This is a genomic window from Streptosporangium sp. NBC_01469 (assembly GCF_036227305.1).
Classification (GTDB): Bacteria; Actinomycetota; Actinomycetes; order Streptosporangiales; family Streptosporangiaceae; genus Streptosporangium.
Map to the genome: position 1 here is coordinate 3,206,822 of NZ_CP109465.1, position 19,667 is coordinate 3,226,488.

Sequence of the window (19,667 nt, forward strand, 5' to 3'; positions counted from 1 at the left end):
AACCGGCGAACGGCTCCTTTTCGGTATCGAAGGCGGTCATCATGCGCCCAGGGCCTTACCCTGGGCATCCACCCCCATTCCGGGAGGTCCCCGATCAATCGCCTCGTCCTCTGGAACATCGACCTCACGCTGGTCGACGTGTCGATCGTCACCCGCGAGGCATACGCGGAGGCCTTTCGCAGTGTCACCGGAAGGCCCCTGGTCAAACTGACCCAGGCCAACGGGCGCCCCGACTCGGAGATCGTCTTCGAGATGCTCGCCATCAACGGGATCGTCGCCGGTGACGACCACCTCCCCAGGTTCCTCGACGCGCTGGCCGGGGCCTTCGGAGCCCGGCGCAGGAGCCTGGCCAAGGACGGCCGGATGATGCCCGGCGCCCGCGACGCGCTGAAGGCCGTGGCGAGGCTCGACGGCGTGGTCCAGTCGGTGCTCACCGGCACGATCAAGAGCAACGCGGTGCACAAGCTGACCGCGTTCAGTCTCGACAAGCACATCGACTTCGAGATCGGCGGCTACGGCGAGGAGGTCTATCCCAAGGCCACCCTCCTGCAGGTCGCGCAGGGCCGCGCCAAGCAGAGGTACGGGGCGACCTTCGACGGGCGCAACACCGTGCTGATCGGCGACTCGGCCAGGGACGTCCAGGCCGCGAGGATCGCCGGGGCCGCGATGATCGGGGTCGCCTCGGGGCGTTCCCTCCCGGCCGAACTGCACGAGGCGGGGGCCGACGTGGTCCTGCCCGACCTCTCCAACCCCTCCGAGGTCGTCGCCGCCGTCGCCGGCCTCACCTCCCCGGCCCGGCGCGCCGGCCACTCCCCGGCGGGCCGCTGACTCCCGCCCCTCGCCGCTGACTCCCTGATCCGCACCGCCGGCTCCTGACTCCAGACCCGCACCGCCGGCTCCCCGGCCCGCATCGGTGACGAGCGACGGTCGTACGTGATGGGGCGGACCGCGTCGAGCCGGGCCCGCCGCGAGCCGGCTCCACATGTCCGGCCGGGATTCATGTCCGTGCCCGGCCGCCGCCCGTTCCCGCCGGGGGGTCGTACGTGGTCGTCCCACACGGGGCGCCCCGAGGGTGTGTGGTCCCGGGGGATGACATTCGGGTGGGGCGCCGAGAGGATGGGGCCATGGTTGAGGAAGGTGCGCCGCTCTGGGAGCCGTCCCCGGAGATCGTGAGAAACGCCAAGGTCACCCGCTACGCGGAGTGGCTGGGCAGGGCCGGTGACTACGAGTCCCTGTGGCGGTGGTCGGTCGACGCCCCCGAGGAGTTCTGGACGTCGATCTGGGACTACTTCGGGGTCGTGGGGGAGCGCGGGGACGGGCCCGTCATGTCGGGGGAGATGCCGGGCACCGAGTGGTTCGCCGGTTCGACGCTGAACTACGCGGCCAACGCGCTGCGCGGGGCCGCGTCCGACCCCGGGCGGCTCGCGGTGGTCTCCCGCGACGAGGCGGGCGGGCGCCGGGCGCTCACCCTGGGGGAACTGGCCGAGGAGGTGGCGCGGGTCCGCACGGGGCTGGCCGCGCTGGGCGTCGGGAGGGGCGACCGGGTCGCGGCCTACATGCCGAACGTCCCCGAGGCGCTGATCGCCTTCCTGGCGACAGCCTCCCTGGGCGCCATCTGGTCCTCCTGCTCGCCCGACTTCGGCGCGCCCAGTGTGATCGACCGTTTCACCCAGATCGAGCCGAAGGTGCTCGTCGCGGTCGACGGCTACGACTACAACGGCAAACGCTTCGACCGGAGCGCGGTCGTCCAGGACATCGCCGCCAAGCTGCCGACCCTGGTGGCGCGGGTGCGCGTCCCGGCCCAGGACGCGCTCGGCGCGGACACCCCCGGCGCGCCGCGGGCCCGGGACACGGCCGTGACCGGGGACGGAGTCCGTACGGTGAGCTGGGCGGAGGTGCGCGCCGTCGCGGGGCCGCTCGACTTCGAGCCGGTGCCGTTCGGGCACCCGCTCTGGATCGTCTACTCCTCGGGCACCACCGGGCTGCCCAAGCCGATCGTGCACGGTCACGGCGGCGTGGTGCTGGAGCACCTCAAGGCGCTCTCCTTCCACCAGGACCTGGGCGAGGGCGACGTCTTCTTCTGGTACACCACCACCGGCTGGATGATGTGGAACTACCTCGTCGGCGGCCTGCTGGTCGGCTCGGCGGTGGTGCTCTACGACGGGGCGGCGACCTACCCGGAGACCGGCGCGCTCTGGCGGCTCGCCGCCGAGGAGGGGGTCACCTACTTCGGTACGGGGGCTCCGTACGTGATCGCGTCCATGAAGGCCGGCCTCGGGCCGTCCGGTCTCGACCGGCTGCGGGGGCTCGGCTCCACCGGCTCGCCACTGCCGCCCGAGGGGTTCGCCTGGGTGCACGACGCGCTGCCGGAGGTCCAGCTCGGCTCCTTCTCCGGCGGCACCGACGTGTGCACCGGTTTCGTGGGTGCCGTGCCGCTGCTCCCGGTCCGGGCGGGGGTGATCCCGTGCCGCTGCCTGGGTGCGAGGGTCGAGTCCTTCGACCCGTCGGGCACGCCGGTGATCGGAGAGGTGGGCGAGCTGGTGCTGACCCTGCCGATGCCGTCGATGCCGGTGATGTTCTGGAACGACCCCGACGGGTCCCGCTACCGCGACAGCTACTTCTCCGAGTATCCCGGAGTCTGGCGGCACGGCGACTGGATCAAGATCCTTCCCGACGGCGGCTGCGTCATCTACGGCCGCTCCGACTCGACCCTGAACCGGGGCGGCGTCCGGATGGGCACCAGCGAGTTCTACCGCGTGGTGGAGCGCTTCGAGGAGATCACCGACAGCCTGGTGATCGACACCGGTCAGCTCGGGCAGGAGGGCCGCCTTCTGCTGTACGTCACCATGGCCGAGGCGACGCCCCTGGACGACGACCTGGTCGCGCGCCTGCGCCGGGAGCTGCGGGAAGGTCTCTCCCCGCGCCACGTGCCGAACGAGATCATCGAGGTCCCCGGCATCCCCCGCACCCTCAGCGGCAAGAAGCTGGAGGTCCCCATCCGCAAGATCCTCCTCGGTGTCGCCCCAGAGAAGGCCGCCAACCTCGACGCCATGGCCAACCCCGAGATCCTCTCCCACTTCGTACCGGGAGCCCATCTCGACGCGGCGGCCCACCCCGACGCGGTCGACCTCACCCCGGAGGCCCACTCCGACGCGGTCGAGCCCGCCCCGGAGGCCGACACCACCCGGCACTGACCGTCGCGTCACCGGAGGCGCTCACGCCTCCACCACCGACGGCCGCTGCCGGCCGGGCACGCGGGAGAGAACCGGAGACCCGGGACCTCCCGCGGTCAGATCCCCTGGGGAAGGCGGAACAGGCGGCCCGGGTCGCGGGCGGACTTGATCTGGGCGAGCCTGGCGGCGTTGTCCCCGTAGTAGGCCGCGCGCCAGCCGTCGAGCTCCGGGTCGACGTAGTTGACGTACGCGTGGTCGCCGAAGTGGGGCCGCATCGCCGCGTGCGCGGTCCTGGCCCAGCCCGCCGCCCCGGGGCGGTGGGCGTAGTACTGCACGCTGTAGAGGGCGGCCCGGTGCGGGAAGGCCGTGGCGTCGGGGCCGACCCTGGCGACGGCGCCGCCGAGGGCGTCCAGCAGCACGGTGTGCTCGCCGGGGCGGGCGACCTGGGCGACCAGGGTCTTGGCCCCGGCCTCGGAGAGCGGGCGGTAGGCCATGTGCGACTTGGCCCTGAAGGTGTCCCTGGACAGCCGCCCGCCCCGGGTCTGCCCCGGCAGGGAGCCGCCCAGGTGGCACTGGGAGACCGAGAGCGAGCCGCAGCCCGCCATGATCAGCATGGCCTGGCGGTAGGAGGTCTGCCTGACGGAGCTCGACGACGGCGACCCGGCCGCGTCGGCCAGCCTGTCGAGCAGCCGCTCGCAACCGGCCCTGCCGCCGAGGTAGAGCCCGACGACCTCGACGTCCGTCGCGCCGTTGCGGCTCAGATGCATCCCCGACCACATGGCGTCCGGGGCCGAGGGGCCCCACGCCTGCCAGGCGCGCAGTGCCCTGACCGCCCTCGACCACGGCCAGTGCAGGAAGAACACCGTGACCTCGCGGGTGGGGTGGGTCCGGAACTCGAAGGAGACCGCCACGCCGAGGTTGCCCCCGCCGCCGCCCCGCGAGGCCCAGTACAGGTCGGCGTTGTGGTTCGCGTCGCAGGTCAGCAGCCGTCCGTCGGCCGTGACGATCCGGACCGACTCCATCACGTCGCAGGTCAGGCCGTACTTCCTGGAGACCACGCCGATCCCGCCGCCCAACGCGAGCCCGCTCACCCCGACCGTGGCGCAGGTCCCGGCGGGGATGCTCACCCCGCTCGCGGCCAGCCGGTCGTAGACGTCGATCAGCTTGGCGCCCGCCCCGACGGTCGCCCGCCCTGAGGCGTGGCTCACCTTGCTCATCCGGGACACGTCGAGGACGAGGCCGGTCCCGGTGGACCAGCCCGCGTAGGAGTGCCCGCCGGAGCGCACGGCCAGCGGCAGGTTCAGCCGGCGCGCGAAGCCGACGCACTCGGCGACGTCGGAGGGGTTGGCGCAGTAGGCGACCCCCGACGGCCGGACCGTGTCGAAGGCGGGGTTGAACAGCTTCCTGGCGCCGTCGTACGCGGCGTCGCCCGGCCGGACGAGCCTGCCCTCCAGCCCGCCGGCCAGGGCCCGCCAGTCGGCGGGGCGCGGCGCGCTCGCGGCGCCCCGGCCGGTCGTGCCGGTGGCGTCGGTGGTGCCGGTCATGCCGACGGCGCCCAGGGCGGGTGTGCCCTGAGCGCCCAGTGTGAGGGCGGCCAGGCCGCCGGTCCGAAGGAATGCCCGCCTGTCCGGAGGGGTTCGCATGTCGTTACTCCCCGAGGTTCGGTGTCACCTGCCCGATAGGACGACCGCACTGCCCTTCTGGTTGGTCACATTCACATCACCCTGGCGTGACGAGGGTCAGAGGGAGCAACGGGGAAAGGGGCTCACACTCCCTCCGCCACGCGCAGCGCGAGGGCCGGGCACATCTCGACGGCCCTGCGGGCCATCCGCCGGAACTGGGCGGGTACGGTGTCGCGGCTGAACACCGGGTAGCCGTGCTCGTCGAGGTGGACGAGGTCGGGGGCGAGCTGCGCGCACAGGCCGTGGCCCTGGCAGCGGGTCCAGTCCACGGTGAGCCTCACCTCGGGCTCGTTCTCCTGCGGGGGCAGGGGGAGCACGCCGAGCACCGGGCGCCCGCAGCCGCCGCGCAGGAGGTGTTCCTCGATGTCCTCGGGGAAGGCGTCCAGCGCCGACAGCACGAACCTGGACGTTCCGTCGGGGTGGAAGCACGCGCCCCTGCCCTTGACGCTCGCGGCCCTGCTCCGAAGCTCGTCCAGGGCGGAGGCCGAACCGTTCACGAGCTCGGCCATCGACTGCGCGACGTCCGGGAGGCCGAGCCGGCAGGGGCCGCACTGCCCCGACGACTGGGCGGCCAGGTACTTCGCGACCCTGACCGTCTCGCCCAGCGGGCAGGTCTCCCCGCCGAGCGGCACGATGATCCCGGCGCCGAGCTGGCCGCCCGCCTCCGAGATGCCCTGGCGGGAGACGGTCGCCACGGCCGCGGCGTCCGCGTGGAGCCACGCGCCGTGGTAGCCGCCGACCAGCACCCCGTCGCCGGTGGAGGCCTGGCAGGCGTCCAGGACGGCGTACAGCGGGGTGCCGGTCGCGACCTCGACCACGGCCGGGGCCTTGGCGGAGCCTCCCACGGTGAGCAGGACCGTCCCCGGCTCGCGTGCCGTGCCGACGTCGGCGTACCGCTCCGCGCCCAGGGTCGCGAGGACCGCGAGCTGCGCGTACGTCTCGGCGTTGGACAGCAGGGTGGGCAGCCCGTTCACGCCGCTCTCCACGGCCCTGACCTTGCGGCCCGGCGGCTCCCCGACCAGGCCGTTCACCGAACGGACCAGGGCGCCGCCCTCGCCGGAGATGAACCTCTCGACGATGCCGACCACCCGGACCTGGTCGCTGATGCCCCGCTCCTCGACCGCGGCGGCCACGGACGCCTGGCCCATGCCGCCCTCGACGGTCGCGATCACGACCTGCTTGGCGCCGATCGCGCCCGCCGCGAGCAGCGCGCCCTCGATGACCAGGTGGGGGGTCCTGGTGAGCAGCATGGTGTCCTTGCTGCTCGCGGGCTCGCCCTCGGCCGCGTTGACCAGGACGATCTTCTCCGCCTTCTTGTCCATCACCGCGCGGACCTTGCGGGCGAAGGGGAACGCGGCCCCGCCCCGCCCGCGCATGTCCACCTCGTCGGCCAGCGTGGCCAGCTCCTCGCCGGACATGCCCGGCGCCGTGCCGTGCATGTCGCGGTGTTCCGCGAGGTCCATCCTGCGGCAGTCTTCGAGCCCGGCGGTCAGCCGGGCGGGTCCCAGCTGGCGGACGGGGGGAACGCGGTAGGGAATCATCCGACATCTCCGATACGACGAAGCTCCGGCGGGTCCTCACGGACGAGGCGCGGGACGCGGCCGACGATGCTCGTGGGCGGTGTGATGCTCGTGGGCGCCGGCAGGTCCGCGGCGACGGGCACCGCCACCGGCATCTCCTCGCGCACGACGATCGGCTTGGGCTGCAGCTCGGAGATCACCCTGATCAGCAGGGCGGCTCCCACCGCGACCAGGCAGACCACGTAGCTCCAGGTCACCCACTCGGCGGGGGCGCGGCCCGCGGTCAGCCCGTGCAGGACCGCCATCGGCCACGCCAGGTAGGCGGAGCCGTGCAGCATGCGCCAGAGCCACGGCCTGCGGTTCTCCGCGAACCTGGCTCGGGCGACCCCGGTGAGGAAGACGACGATCATCAGGTCGGAGGCGATGGCGCCGAAACCGACGTACAGGCCCTGGCCGCTCACGGACAGCGGGACCACGACGGAGGGGAGGGAGGTCCTGCTTTCGATGATCTTCATGGTGACGTGGATGGCGAGGAAGCCCATGCCGAGCATGGCGGCGGCCCGGTGGACGAGCTGCGAACGGATCCTGCCCAGGACGGGCAGCACGATCCGGTCGGCGGAGAGCAGGCCGAGCGCCACGGTCGCGGTGAGCGACACGAGGGCGATCACGCCGGAGAAGAACGAGAAGATGCCACGGACGGTAGCGGCCACCTCCATGCCGGGCGCTGTCCGCCCGAGTGCGAGAAGGCCGACCACGGAGACCGTGATCGTGACACCGAGGCCGATCCTGGCGGGCCTCTGGTCGAGACTGATCCCGGCCTCCGACCGGGTGTGTCTCGGAGTCCGTCTGTTACCCACCTATGGCTCCTGTCTGCGAAGCGGCTCGAACGACGTCTGCGTACGAGGGTGATGGACTCTGATATCGCGAGATGCCGCCCCCCGTCTCCGCGGGAGTGTGGAAGAGGCGCGGAGACTGGGGACGGCGGTCCCGGCGGGATTCCGTCAGCAGCGACGGTTCCTGTTGATGCAGTCGACGGCGAGCTTCATGAGCCGGTCGGGCATGAGGTTCGCGAAGTCGGCGTGGTCGGTGACGGGGTTGTGCCGTTGCTCGGGGAAGGCGTCCAGCGCGAAGGACGCCGTGCGCGGCGTGGCGTAGGTCAAGGTCATCCGCAGCTGCGGGATGGCCTTGGTGCCGGACGGGCAGGCGCCGTTCGCGTCGGGGAACAGCACGTGCGTGCGGTGGTTGGCGCTGTCGTTGTTCTGGCCGTCCCAGCAGCTGGGGAAGTCCAGGATCCGGACGAGCTGGCTGCCGCGCGGGCAGAGCGGGTACTTGGTGGTGATCCGGTTGGTGAAGCCGGTGCAGCTCCACTTGGCGAGGGCGTTCGCGCCGCCGTTGGTGGCGGCCTTGGCGTCACCGGTGATCATCCTGATGAAGCGCGGCATCGGGCTCACCCTGGAGACCGCGTTCCCGCGGAACTGCAGGCTCACCTGGCGGGCCCGCATGATGGTGCCGACGTTGCCGTCCGGGTCATCGGCGTTGACGTCGCTCGTACGGTCGCGAAGGACCGGCCAGAAGTAGGTCGAGCGGTCGTTGAGCGCGCAGGTGGTGCCCGCGGCGGCCAGGGACTGGTCCGTGGAGAACCCGTCGGTCGACAGGTTGCCGACGTAGTCGTGGACGTGGTGGGCGCCGTTGGTCACGCCGGGGGCCACGATGAAGTTGTCGGAGTTGCGGTGGCCGTTTCCGTTCGTGCCACAGCGGGAGGTGAAGATGCCCGCGGAACCGCTGCGCCGCGGCCGGATCTCCTGGACGTTCCGCTGGACCTGCCGGATGTCGATGAAGTCCTCGGGGAACGGCCCGAGGTCGGCGCACTCGGCCTCCTCGTCGTCCTGCGGGGGAGCGGGAGTCTCGCTGGGAGCAGGCGTCTCCGCGGGCGGGTCGGCCGGCGGGGCGTCGGTCGGCGGGTTGTCGGCGGGCGGAGCGTCGGTGGGTGCCTGGGTGGGGCTCTGCGAGGGGGCCTGGGTGGGCCCGCGGCGGGCGTTGTTGTCGGCGGCGTCGCCGTCGCCGGCGTTCTCCTGGTCCTGGGCCTGCTGGTCGGCGGGCTCTTCGGGGGCGGCCGGCTCCGTGGGAGACGCCTGGATGAGGCTGCCGCCCGCGGGAGGCGCGTCGGCGGGCTGGTCCTGGGCCGGCTGGTCCTGAGCGGGCTGGTCCTGAGCGGGCTGGTCCTGCGCGGGAGCGTCCTGAGCGGGCTGGTCCTGAGCCGGTTGGTCCTGAGCGGGAGCGTCCTGGTTCTGGTTCTGGTTCTGCTGGTTCTGGTCCTGCGCGGGCTGGTCCTGCTGGCTTCGCTGGTTCTGGGCCTGCTGCTCGGCGGGATCGCAGTGATCACCGTAGGCGGGGGTCGTGACCGCCACCGTGAACGTGACGGTGGTGAGCGTGCTGGCGGCCAGGGCCAGCGCAGACAGGGAGACGAGCGAGCGTTTCATGATTTTCAAGCGATTTCTCTCCTCACAGGTGTGTCGAGAGCGGAGACGGGCGGCGGCGGGGAGGGCATCGGAGGCTCGGGCAGTTCCGAGTAGTCGACCAGCCCCGTGCTCTCCAGCAGGGTCATGTGCTTCATGACCACCTCGACCGCCCGCTGGGCGAATGTCCTGACCAGGTCGTTACGGGTGCCGGCTCGTACGCCGGCGACCACCCCGAAGACCTTTCCGTGGGCCGCCCGCAGCAGCTTGGCGAACAGGAGGTCGTACTCGGCGCCCGGCTTCACCGCCGCCAGCTGCGCCATCCAGCCCTGCTGGTCGGCGTTGGGCTGGTCGGGCAGCGGCACGTTCAGCTTGGGCGCGAGGGCGCGAACCTCCTCGTCGAGCTTGAGGTGGTCGGTCATCAGGTGCATGCCGACCTCCTTCACTCGCTTGTTCGCGGACTTCTGCTGGGCCTGCTGACCGCTGGGAATCTCCCAGAGACCGGCCAGTCGGACCTTGACCAGAAGGTCGCGGTCGGCCGGGCCCAGGGGGCCCTGCGGGGTCTGGACCCAGCCCTGGGCGGCCAGGGAGGCCCCGCCGCCGGGCGGGGTGATCAGGACGACCGCCACGGCGGCGATCGCGATGAAGACCCCGAACAGCAGGGGTTCGCCGTTCTTGAAGCGGCGGAACAGTGATCTGAACATTGGCCCGGTTCCGCTCTCAGAGACTGGCCGCTGCCAGGGCCTTCTCGGCGCCCGGCGCGGTGGCGAACGTGCCGCCCGGCCCGTACGGGGCCGGGTGCGTGAGGAGGAGGACAGCTCCGACCGGCCACGGAATGTGCCGCTCTGCCATGTCGTTTCCTTTCCTCGAGGCCCGCCGGTGCGGGCGCACTTGGTGGGAGGTACGCGGTGCCGCCCCGGGTGGTTCAGAAGAAGTGATGAGATAGTTAGAAATGACTGGAGTTGCCAGAGTTGCAGACGGGACACATAACGAAGGTGTAAAGATGTGACCCGTGCGTCAACTCGACAGTCGGTTCGAGAGCGCGGACACCGATGTCCTCTTGGTAGAAGACCTGTACCGGGAGTTCGGTGTACCCCTGCTCCGCCATGTGCGTAAGGCCACCGGTAACGATCTGCAATGGGCGGAGGACGTCGTCCAGGAGACGCTCGTCCGAGCCTGGCGTAACGCAGGGAGGTTGCAACGAGAGCCCGGCCTGTTGTGGGCCTGGCTCCTCACCGTCGCCCGACGTATCGTCATCGACGGTCGTCGCAGGCGAGGGACTAGACCACAGGAGGTCGAACCCGCCGACGCGAACGCTGTGCCCGTTCCCGACGGGGCCGATCGCGCGCTGGAGGCGATGATCGTCGCCGAGGCGTTGCGAGAACTGTCCCCAGAACACCGCGAAGTCATCGAGCAGACTTACCTACGGGACCGTACGATTAACGAAGCGGCGGAGATCCTCGGGATCCCGCCGGGTACGGTCAAGTCCCGGCTCTACTACGGGATTCGGGCTCTCCGAAAGGTCCTCAAGGAGAGAGGTGTCGCGAGCTGATGTTGCCCTCCCCGCATCATGACGTGGCGGCGTACGCGCTCGGGGTGCTCGACGAAGAGGACCTTGAGGCGTTTCAAAACCATCTCATGACCTGCGAGGAGTGCCAGGTCGAGCTCCGGGAACTCAGTGAGGTTCCCGGACTCCTCGATGTGGTGAAGCGGGACCGCTCCAATGCCCTGGACGATGACCGGATGCCACATTGACGTTTAGCTGCTTTTGGGGTGATATCAGGAACGGTGGTGTGTCCCGGTCAACGAGGACCGGGACAGACGGCCACTGGAGGTGTCGTGCCACGGGCCATGCCCGATGGGCGGAGTGCGGGCCGACCGGCCCCGCCCGCCGGGCGAGGCGCCCGGAGCGAGGCCAGACTCGCCCGGCTGCGCCGTAGCCGTTCCGAGGCGACCCTGTGGAATGATTGCCCTACCGCCACCTCGCAGGGAGAACCCGCCGTCTCCGACCAGGAGCCCTTCCGTTCCCCGTCGGCAGCGGCGAGAGACCGCGGTTCCCATGACGAGCCGCGGCGCCTGGCCGAAATCCCGATCACCCATAACGAGACGATCACCCCCCGGTGGGCGTTTCGCGCCCCAAGCCCCGGGGATCGGAGTGCGGCCGGGAGCGGGTGGCCGGGCGAGAGCGCCGCATCCCGGAGGGGGCGGGCGACATCACCTCCTTCCTGCCGGGCACTATTTCCGTAGGAATCATGAGATCCACCATGGATCCTCACCTAACTCTGCAAAACCCCTCACAAAGGAGTGAGAGCGACATGCCGCTCGACGAGGCCAAGGACGAGCTGCTGAGGAGTGCCGCGGAGACGTGCGCGCACACACCGGGCAGTGATCACGTGAGCGTGGAGGAGGCGCTCGCCTTCCTGCGGCTCTATTACCGGCATGTCGCCCCGGAGGACCTGCTCGGCCGCGACCCGGTCGACGTGTACGGGCCGGCGATGACCCAGCGGCAGCTCGCCGAGCGACGCCCCCAGGGCCGCGCCCTGGTGCGGGCCTACACGCCCACCCTGGAGGAGTACGGCTGGGACCCCGGGGTCTCCGTCGTGGAGATCGTCACCGACGACATGCCCTTCCTCGTCGACTCGGTGACCATGGAGTTCGACCGGCACGACATCGGCACCCACCTGGTCGTCCACCCGCAGATGCGCGTGCGCAGGGACATGACGGGCAAGCTGCTCGGGCGCGGCGAGGAGGACGTCACCGGGCAGGTGCTCGCCGAGTCCTGGATGCACTTCGAGATCGACAGGCAGGGCGACCAGGCCGCGCTCAAGGGGATCGAGACCGACCTGCAGCGCGTCCTGGAGGACGTGCGCGGCGCCGTCGAGGACTTCGTCAAGATGCGGACCCTCGCCCTGCGGACCGCCGAGGACGTCTCGGTCAACCCGCCGCCCCTCGACCCCGCCGGGGTGGAGGACAGCCTGGAGCTGCTGCGCTGGCTGGCCGACGGGCACTTCACCTTCCTCGGCTACCGCGAATACCGCCTGGAGGAGGGCGAGGAGGGCGACAGGCTGCACCCGATACCCGGGACCGGACTGGGCATCCTCCGCAGCGACAGCGCCGACTCCGGCAGCTTCGCCGCGCTCCCGCCCGAGCTGCGCGCCAAGGCCCGCGAGAAACAGCAGATGCTGATCGTCACCAAGGCCAACACCCGCGCCACCGTGCACCGCTCCGCCTACCTCGACTACGTGGGCGTCAAGCTCTTCGACGCCTCGGGCGAGGTCGTCGGCGAGCGGCGCTTCCTCGGCCTCTTCACCCACGTGGCCTACAGCGAGTCGATCTCGCGCGTCCCGGTGCTCCGGCGCAAGCTGGCCGAGGTGCTCGTGCTCGCCGGGCTCACCGCCGACAGCCACGACGGCAAGGACCTCATCGAGATCCTGGAGACCTTCCCCAGGGACGAGCTCTTCCAGACCTCCGTGGAGCAGCTGCTGCCGATCGCCCTCGGCGTGCTCAGGCTCCGCGAGCGCAAGCAGGTCAAGGTCTTCCTGCGCCCGGACGACTACGGCCGCTACGTCTCGTGCCTGGTCTACCTCCCGCGCGACCGCTACACCACCAAGATCCGCATCAAGATGCAGGACATCCTGCTCAAGGCGCTCGGCGCCACCAACTTCGACTACAGCGCGATGATCGGCGAGTCGGCCCTCGCCAGGCTGCACGTGGTCGTGCGCGGCGAGCGCGGCAGGCCGCTGCGCGCCGACACGGTGAACGTCGAGGAGCTGGAGGCGAGGCTGGCCGCCGCCACCAGGTCCTGGGAGGACGACCTGGTCGCCGCGATCACCGAGCTGAGCCCCGAGGACGAGGCGCCCAAGCTCGTCCGCCGCTACGCCCCGGCGTTCCCCGAGGGGTACAAGGCCGACTTCCCGGCCCGGATGGCGGTCGCCGACCTGCGCCGCCTGGAGGCGCTGGCCGCCTCCTCCGACGAGATCGGGATGAACCTCTACGAGCCGTACGACGCCCCGGAGAACGAGCGCCGCTTCAAGCTCTACCGCCTCGGCGCGCCCGTCTCCCTGTCGCGGGTGCTGCCGCTGCTTCAGCGGATGGGCGTGGAGGTGGTCGACGAGCGGCCGTACGAGATCGACCGCGACGGGGACCCGGCCACCAAGGACGCCTGGATCTACGACTTCGGCCTGCGCTACACGCCCTCGCCCGAGGTCGACAGGGACGAGTTCAAGCGGCTCTTCCAGGACGCGTTCGGCGCCCTGTGGGCCGGGCGGGTGGAGAGCGACGGGTTCAACGGGCTCGTCCTGGCCGCCGGGCTGACCTGGGAGCAGGCCGAGATCCTGCGCGTGTACGCCAAGTATCTGCGCCAGGCGGGCACCACGTTCAGCCAGGAGTACATCGAGCGGGTGCTGATGGGCAACGTGCGGCTCGCCCGGCTGCTGGTGCGCCTGTTCGAGGCCAGGCTCAACCCCCGGCGCTCGGCCGAGGTCCGCGCCGACCTGTCCGACGCGCTGCACGAGGAGATCCTCGGCGCCCTGGACGACGTGGCCTCGCTGGACGAGGACCGGATCCTGCGGGCCTACCTGGAGATGATCGGCGCCACCCTGCGGACCAACTACTTCCAGCGGGTCGACGGCGAGCGCAAGCCGTACGTCAGCCTGAAGCTCGACTCGCCGTCGATCGGCGTGCTGCCGCTGCCCCGGCCCAAGTTCGAGGTGTTCGTCTACTCGCCCAGGGTCGAGGGCGTGCACCTGCGCTTCGGCAAGGTCGCGCGGGGCGGGCTGCGCTGGTCGGACCGGATGGAGGACTTCCGGACGGAGGTGCTCGGGCTGGTGAAGGCGCAGATGGTGAAAAACACCGTCATCGTCCCCACCGGCTCCAAGGGCGGCTTTGTGGTGAAAAATCCGCCGAAGTCGGGGTCGCGGGAGGACACCCTGGTCGAGGGCATCGCCTGCTACCGGATGTTTATCTCCGGCCTGCTCGACCTCACCGACAACCTCGTCGACGGCGAGGTGGTCCCGCCCGCCGACGTCGTCAGGCACGACGGCGACGACACCTACCTGGTGGTCGCCGCCGACAAGGGCACCGCGACGTTCTCCGACATCGCCAACGCGGTGGCCAAGGAGTACGGCTTCTGGCTGGGCGACGCCTTCGCCTCCGGCGGCTCGATCGGCTACGACCACAAGGCCATGGGCATCACCGCCAGGGGCGCCTGGGAGTCGGTCAAGTACCACTTCCGCACGACCGGCGTCGACATCCAGAGCACCGACTTCACCGTGGCCGGAATCGGCGACATGTCCGGTGACGTGTTCGGCAACGGCATGCTGCTCTCCCAGCACATCCGGCTGGTCGCGGCGTTCGACCACCGGCACGTCTTCATCGACCCCCAGCCGGACGTCGCCGGGAGCTACGCCGAGCGCGCCCGGCTGTTCGCGCTGCCCCGCAGCTCCTGGGACGACTACGACGCCTCGCTCATCTCGAAGGGAGGCGGCGTCTGGCCCCGTACGGCCAAGTCGATCCCCCTCTCCGCGCAGGCGCGCGCCGCGCTCGGCATCGACGCCGGCGTGACGTCGATGGCCCCCAACGACCTGATCAGCGCCATCCTGCGGGCCCCGGTCGACCTGCTGTGGAACGGCGGCATCGGCACCTACGTCAGGGCGTCGGGCGAGTCCAACGCCGACGTCGGCGACAAGGCCAACGACGGCCTGCGGGTCACCGCCGCCGAGCTGCGCTGCAAGGTGATCGGCGAGGGCGGCAACCTGGGCTTCACCCAGCTCGCCCGGATAGAGTTCGCGCTCAACGGCGGCCTGGTCAACACCGACTTCATCGACAACTCCGCCGGGGTGGACACCTCCGACCACGAGGTCAACATCAAGATCCTGCTCGACAGGGCCGTCCGCGACGGGGAGCTCACCGACAAGCAGCGCAACCAGCTCTTCCTCGACATGACCGACGAGGTGGCCGACCTGGTCCTGCGCGACAACTACGACCAGAACGTGGTGCTGGCCGCCGCCCGCGCGCAGGCCCCCGACATGCTGCACGTCCACGCGCGCCAGCTGCGCAGGCTGGAGCGGGCCGGGCTGCTCAACCGGGAGCTGGAGTTCCTGCCGTCGGACAAGATGCTCGCCGAGCGGCGCCAGGCCCGGCTCGGGCTGACCGCGCCGGAGTTCTCGGTGCTGCTCGCCTACACCAAGCTGGTGACCGACGCCGAGATCCTCGCCTCCGACCTGCCCGACGACCCCTACCTGGCCTCCTGGCTGGTGTCCTACTTCCCGTCGGCGCTGCGCGGCGCCGGGATCCGCGCCTACATGGACGCCCACCCGCTCCGCAGGGAGATCATCACCACCGGGGTGGTGAACGACCTGGTCAACTCCAGCGGGACCACCTTCATGTTCCGCCTCGGCGAGGAGAGCGGCGCGTCCAGTCCCGACATCGCCCGCGCCTACCTGGTCACGCGGGAGGTCTTCGACATGCCCAGCCTCTGGCGCCAGATCGAGGAGCTGGACAACAAGGTCGACACCTCCACCCAGATCGCGATGGAGCTGGAGGCCCGCAAGCTCGTCGAGCGGGGCACCCGCTGGCTGCTGGGCAACCGGCGCCCGCCGCTGGACCTGGCCTCCACTGTCGGCTTCTTCGCCAAGGGCATGAACGGCCTGCTGCCGCACCTGCCCAAGCTGCTGACCGGGTCCGACCTGTCCGCGTTCGAGGAGCGGCGCGACGGCTTCGTCTCCCGGGGCGCCCCGGCCGAGCTGGCCGAGCGCGTCGCCGCGATGGTGCCCGCCTACTCCACGTTCGACCTGGTCGAGGTGGCCTCACGCACCGGCAGGCCGGTGCACGACGTCGCCGAGGTCTACTTCGACCTCGCCGACCGGCTCCAGCTCTCCAGGCTGCGCGAGCGCGTCGTCGCGCTGCCCAGGGACAGCCGCTGGAACTCCATGGCGCGGGCCGCGCTGCGCGACGACCTCTACGCCGCGCACGCCGCGCTCACCCACGACGTCCTGACGCACAGCACGCCGGGACTGTCGCCCGAGGAGCGCCTGGCGCGCTGGACCGAGGCCAACTCGGCGGCGGTCTCGCGGGCGCGGCAGACCCTGTCGGAGATCTGGGAGAGCGACAACTTCGACCTCGCGACCCTGTCGGTGGCCCTGCGCGCGATTCGCACGCTGGTGGCCACCATCAACCTCCCGCACGCCGACGCCTGACCCGCCCGCCGGCCGGCCGGGCCCCTCACCGGGGCCCGGCCGCGTACCTAACCTTTCGGGACCTTTTGGGTCGGTACGGCTAGCTCACGGTGACCTTGGTGAGCCCGCCGAGATAGCCGATGACCTTGGCCGGCCGGCCGCTGTTCCTGGCCGGGACCGTGCTCACGTACAGCTGCGTCTCCACCATGCGCAGCTCCTTGAGGATGAGCCGCTCCTTCGTCAGCTTCCAGGCCTCCGGCGGGACCTGGGCGTCCGACCCGCACGGCGTGATCTTGATCGTCCGTGTCGTCGTCCTGATCAGGGAGTAGAGGACCAGCGCGCCGCCGTCGGCGGTGCGCAGCGCGTGCACCGGATAGTCGCTCGCGGCGAAGATCGAGTCGTAGCCCAGGCAGTCGTTCTTCTCGGCCTTGCGCCTCTCCGTGATCTCGTTGGCGAAGCCGGTGGTGTGCGGGCCCTCCTCGATCAACTTCGCCGCGATCCCCCCCTCCTCCTCGGCGGAGGTCGCGTGCAGCGGGGCCATCAGCCGCGGGCTGATCGCCACCGTCGTGTCCTCCTCGCCCAGCGCCGTCGCGTACCCCTCCGCGTCCATGGCGACCTCGGGGGGCCGTACGCCCTCGTCGAGCAGCGAGGTCGAGCTGACCCGCCAGTCCTCCCCGCCCTGCCGCACCAGGGTCAGCACGGCGGTGCGCACCCGGCCCGAGGACTCCTCGCGGTCCACGACCGCGGCGAACCAGAGCGGGCCCCGCTGGTTGCGCGGGACCAGCAGCCGGGGGGTGCCCCACGTGTAGTGGGGGAGGGCCTCGGCGGAGCCGTTGAAGGCCGCCATGCTGAGGGCCTCCTGCCCGTCGCGGGTCTGCTCCAGCATGAGCTTGCGGTCGGCGTCCAGGTGCGGCGTCGCCGCTCCCAGCACCCCGTCGGCGCCCACGACGCCCGCCAGCGCCTTCGCCGCCTCGGTGAGCGTGACCGGGGGAGGTGAGGGAGCGATCGCGGGACGGGCGGCCGGCGTGACACCGCCGGCCGAGGGGCTCCGCTCCGGCCGGGCGCCGCCGGAACCGGAGCACGCCGCGGTCGCGGTGATCAACGCCAGCGCGAGTGCGAGCACACCCGGTCGCCCGTGTTCGCGCACGTCCACCTCCCGATGCTCCCCGATGCGGGCCATGCTAGCCATGGTGGGGGAGCACGCTGTACACGATGGGGTTCGGAGGTCGCGTACCCTTTACAGACGTGGCACTCATCGATCCGGCAGAACAGATCAACGAGCTTACCGGGACGCTGAACAGCATCCAGGACGTGCTCGACCTTGGCGCGATGCGCAAGCAGATCGAGGAGCTGGAGGATCAGGCCGCCGCGCCCGACCTGTGGAACGACCAGGATCGCGCGCAGAAGGTCACCAGCAGGCTCTCCTACCTCCAGGGCGAGGTCAACAGGATCGAGTCGCTGGGGCGGCGGCTGGACGACATCTCCGTCCTGTACGAGCTGGCCGCCGACGAGGAGGACGACGACACGCGGGAGGAGGCCGACCGCGAGCTGGAGTCCCTGAAGAGCGACATCGGCGCCCTGGAGGTCCGCACCCTCCTGTCCGGCGAGTACGACGCCCGCGAGGCGGTCGTCACGATCCAGTCACAGGCGGGCGGCGTGGACGCCGCCGACTGGGCCCAGATGCTCCAGCGGATGTACCTGCGGTGGGCCGAGCGCAAGGGCTACCCGACCGACGTCTACGAGACCTCCTACGCGGAGGAGGCCGGGATCAAGTCGACGACCTTCACGGTCAAGGCCCCCTACGCGTACGGCACGCTCCGCGGCGAGCACGGCACCCACCGGCTGGTCCGCATCAGCCCGTTCGACAACCAGGGCCGCCGCCAGACCTCCTTCGCGGGCGTCGACGTGGTGCCGGTCGTCGAGACGACCGACCACATCGACATCAACGAGGACGACCTGCGCGTCGACGTCTACCGCTCCTCGGGCCCCGGCGGCCAGGGCGTCAACACGACCGACTCCGCGGTCCGCCTGACCCACCTGCCCACGGGCATCGTGGTCTCCTGCCAGAACGAGCGCTCGCAGCTGCAGAACAAGGCGACCGCGATGGCGGTCCTGCAGGCCAAGCTGCTGGAGCGCAAGCGCCAGGAGGAGAAGGCGGCGCTGAACGAGATCCGGGGCGAGTCGACCACGTCGTGGGGCACCCAGATCCGTAACTACGTGCTCCACCCGTACCAGATCGTCAAGGACCTGCGGACGGGCGCCGAGGAGGGCAACCCGAGCGGGGTGCTCGACGGCGACCTGGACGGCTTCATCGAGGCCGAGATCCGCTGGACCCGCCGCCAGGAGTCGGGCGTCGACGAGTAGGCCCGCCCTCCTCCGCCGTCCCTCACCCCGTCTCCCGCGCCTTCGCGGGCCTCGCTCACGGGCGCCTGCGAGCGCCCGTGAGGCGGTTTCCCTACGCTTCCCTCCCCGCGACCGCCGCCGGAGCCCCGGAAGAGGCCCCGGAGGGCGGTCAGGCGCCGCTGAGATGCTTCAGGGCGAGGGTGAGGAAGAAGAGCGCGATCAGTGCCAGCGAGACGAGCGCGGGGGTCATGTTCCCGAAGGCGTTCTGGTGCATCCGCTCGCGGTACGCGCGACAACGGGGGCAGCGGCCTTCGGCCACGGGGTGAGCGCACCCCGCGCAGACCAGGTCTTCACAGCTCATGACGTCCTCCCTCTTCGAGGTCAGAACCACTTTATGCGGTCGTTACCGGGCGCCGAATCGTTTTGTTTCCGTTATGGGCTTTCCATGCCAGTCTTCCCCCTAGACTGGGCTCCGGCCAACCGGAACGTCGATCGAGAGCAAAAGACCGGCGCCCCCCGGCCGGCGAGAGGCGGAAGTGGCCCTCTGCCACTCCTGTGACCGTCCTAACCCCTAGACTGGCATGCCGTGATGCGCCCGTGATCCATTTTGATAATGTCACCAAGGTCTACGCGAACCAGAACCGGCCCGCGCTGGACCACGTCAGCGTCGATGTCGACAAGGGCGAGTTCGTGTTCCTCGTCGGCCCCTCGGGGTCCGGGAAGTCGACCTTTCTCCGGCTGGTCCTGAAGGAGGAGCGCCCCAACTCGGGCGCGATCCACGTGGCCGGCAAGGACCTCGCCCGACTGTCCAACTTCAAGATCCCGCACCTGCGCCGCCGGATCGGATGTGTCTTCCAGGACTTCCGGCTGCTCCCGAACAAGAACGTGTACGAAAATGTCGCGTTCGCTCTGGAGGTCATCGGCAAGCCCCGACGTTTCATCCGTAAGGTGGTCCCGGAGGTCGTCGAGCTGGTCGGCCTTGAGGGCAAGGCACACCGGATGCCCGACGAGTTGTCCGGTGGCGAGCAGCAGCGGGTCGCGATGGCCCGGGCGTTCGTCAACCGGCCGATGATCCTGCTGGCCGACGAGCCGACCGGAAACATCGACCCCGCGACGAGCATCGGCATCATGAAGGTGCTCGACCGGATCAACCGGACCGGCACCACGGTCGTCATGGCCACGCACGACGCGGCCATCGTCGACTCCATGCGCAAGCGGGTGGTGGAACTGGAGGACGGCAAGATCGTCCGTGACCAGTCGCGAGGCGTGTACGGCCAGGCGTACTGACACCAGGACCGGATAGAGCGACAGGAAGAGC

General features: G+C 70.7%; 15 protein-coding genes. 7 read left to right on the forward strand and 8 right to left on the reverse strand.

Annotated features, from left to right (window positions below):
• Positions 1-93 precede the first annotated feature (93 nt).
• Together OG587_RS14620 and OG587_RS14625 are read left to right on the forward strand one after the other, a co-directional pair.
• Positions 94-828, forward strand: a complete 735-nt coding sequence (locus OG587_RS14620) for an HAD family hydrolase (protein ID WP_329093866.1) — start codon at positions 94-96, stop codon at positions 826-828.
• Positions 829-1,124: 296 nt separating this feature from the next.
• Positions 1,125-3,194 carry an acetoacetate--CoA ligase gene (locus OG587_RS14625; protein WP_329090573.1) on the forward strand — a complete coding sequence of 690 codons (2,070 nt, stop codon included), beginning with the start codon at positions 1,125-1,127 and terminating at the stop codon, positions 3,192-3,194.
• 95 nt (positions 3,195-3,289) lie between these two features.
• Here OG587_RS14625 and OG587_RS14630 read toward each other — a convergent pair whose 3' ends face one another.
• The 6 genes from OG587_RS14630 to OG587_RS14655 all read right to left on the reverse strand — a co-directional run bounded on the left by OG587_RS14630 (position 3,290) and on the right by OG587_RS14655 (position 9,683).
• Positions 3,290-4,816: an FAD-binding oxidoreductase gene (locus tag OG587_RS14630; protein ID WP_329090574.1), complete on the reverse strand. Its 1,527-nt coding sequence runs from the start codon at positions 4,814-4,816 to the stop codon at positions 3,290-3,292.
• Between the two features lie 122 nt (positions 4,817-4,938).
• The gene (locus tag OG587_RS14635; RefSeq protein WP_329090575.1) at positions 4,939-6,396 is read right to left on the reverse strand and encodes an NADH-ubiquinone oxidoreductase-F iron-sulfur binding region domain-containing protein; all 1,458 of its coding nucleotides are present in this window, start codon (positions 6,394-6,396) and stop codon (positions 4,939-4,941) included.
• Complete coding sequence (locus tag OG587_RS14640) at positions 6,393-7,232, reverse strand: ferric reductase-like transmembrane domain-containing protein (protein ID WP_329090577.1); 840 nt, start codon at positions 7,230-7,232, stop codon at positions 6,393-6,395. Before OG587_RS14640 ends, OG587_RS14635 begins: the two co-directional genes overlap by 4 nt.
• A gap of 144 nt (positions 7,233-7,376) precedes the next feature.
• Positions 7,377-8,855, reverse strand: coding sequence for a DUF1996 domain-containing protein (locus tag OG587_RS14645; protein WP_329093868.1), 1,479 nt, complete (start codon positions 8,853-8,855; stop codon positions 7,377-7,379).
• Positions 8,856-8,860: 5 nt separating this feature from the next.
• The gene (locus OG587_RS14650; RefSeq protein ID WP_329090579.1) at positions 8,861-9,535 is read right to left on the reverse strand and encodes a DUF4142 domain-containing protein; all 675 of its coding nucleotides are present in this window, start codon (positions 9,533-9,535) and stop codon (positions 8,861-8,863) included.
• A 16-nt stretch (positions 9,536-9,551) separates the two neighbouring features.
• Positions 9,552-9,683, reverse strand: coding sequence for a hypothetical protein (locus tag OG587_RS14655; protein WP_329090581.1), 132 nt, complete (start codon positions 9,681-9,683; stop codon positions 9,552-9,554).
• A 160-nt stretch (positions 9,684-9,843) separates the two neighbouring features.
• Between OG587_RS14655 and OG587_RS14660 the strand changes: the two genes are divergently transcribed.
• The 3 genes from OG587_RS14660 (at position 9,844) to OG587_RS14670 (ending at position 16,027) form a co-directional block, all read left to right on the forward strand.
• On the forward strand, positions 9,844-10,383 hold the full coding sequence (locus tag OG587_RS14660; protein WP_329090583.1) for a sigma-70 family RNA polymerase sigma factor: 540 nt from the start codon (positions 9,844-9,846) through the stop codon (positions 10,381-10,383).
• A 23-nt stretch (positions 10,384-10,406) separates the two neighbouring features.
• Positions 10,407-10,586, forward strand: a complete 180-nt coding sequence (locus tag OG587_RS14665; protein WP_329090585.1) for a zf-HC2 domain-containing protein — start codon at positions 10,407-10,409, stop codon at positions 10,584-10,586.
• 560 nt (positions 10,587-11,146) lie between these two features.
• Positions 11,147-16,027, forward strand: a complete 4,881-nt coding sequence (locus OG587_RS14670; protein WP_329090586.1) for an NAD-glutamate dehydrogenase — start codon at positions 11,147-11,149, stop codon at positions 16,025-16,027.
• Positions 16,028-16,106: 79 nt separating this feature from the next.
• On the opposite strand, the gene OG587_RS14675 is transcribed toward OG587_RS14670, so the two are convergent.
• A complete protein-coding gene (locus OG587_RS14675) occupies positions 16,107-17,186 on the reverse strand; it encodes a hypothetical protein (RefSeq protein WP_329090587.1) in 1,080 nt (359 codons plus the stop codon).
• Between the two features lie 65 nt (positions 17,187-17,251).
• On the opposite strand from OG587_RS14675, the gene prfB reads away from it, so the two are divergent.
• A complete protein-coding gene (prfB, locus tag OG587_RS14680) occupies positions 17,252-18,370 on the forward strand; it encodes a peptide chain release factor 2 (protein ID WP_329090590.1) in 1,119 nt (372 codons plus the stop codon).
• A gap of 148 nt (positions 18,371-18,518) precedes the next feature.
• On the opposite strand, the gene OG587_RS14685 is transcribed toward prfB, so the two are convergent.
• Entirely contained in the window at positions 18,519-18,710 is a 192-nt protein-coding gene (locus OG587_RS14685) for a hypothetical protein (RefSeq protein WP_329090592.1), read from the reverse strand.
• Between the two features lie 236 nt (positions 18,711-18,946).
• Between OG587_RS14685 and ftsE the strand changes: the two genes are divergently transcribed.
• Positions 18,947-19,636 carry a cell division ATP-binding protein FtsE gene (gene ftsE, locus OG587_RS14690; RefSeq protein WP_012888192.1) on the forward strand — a complete coding sequence of 230 codons (690 nt, stop codon included), beginning with the start codon at positions 18,947-18,949 and terminating at the stop codon, positions 19,634-19,636.
• Positions 19,637-19,667 lie beyond the last annotated feature (31 nt).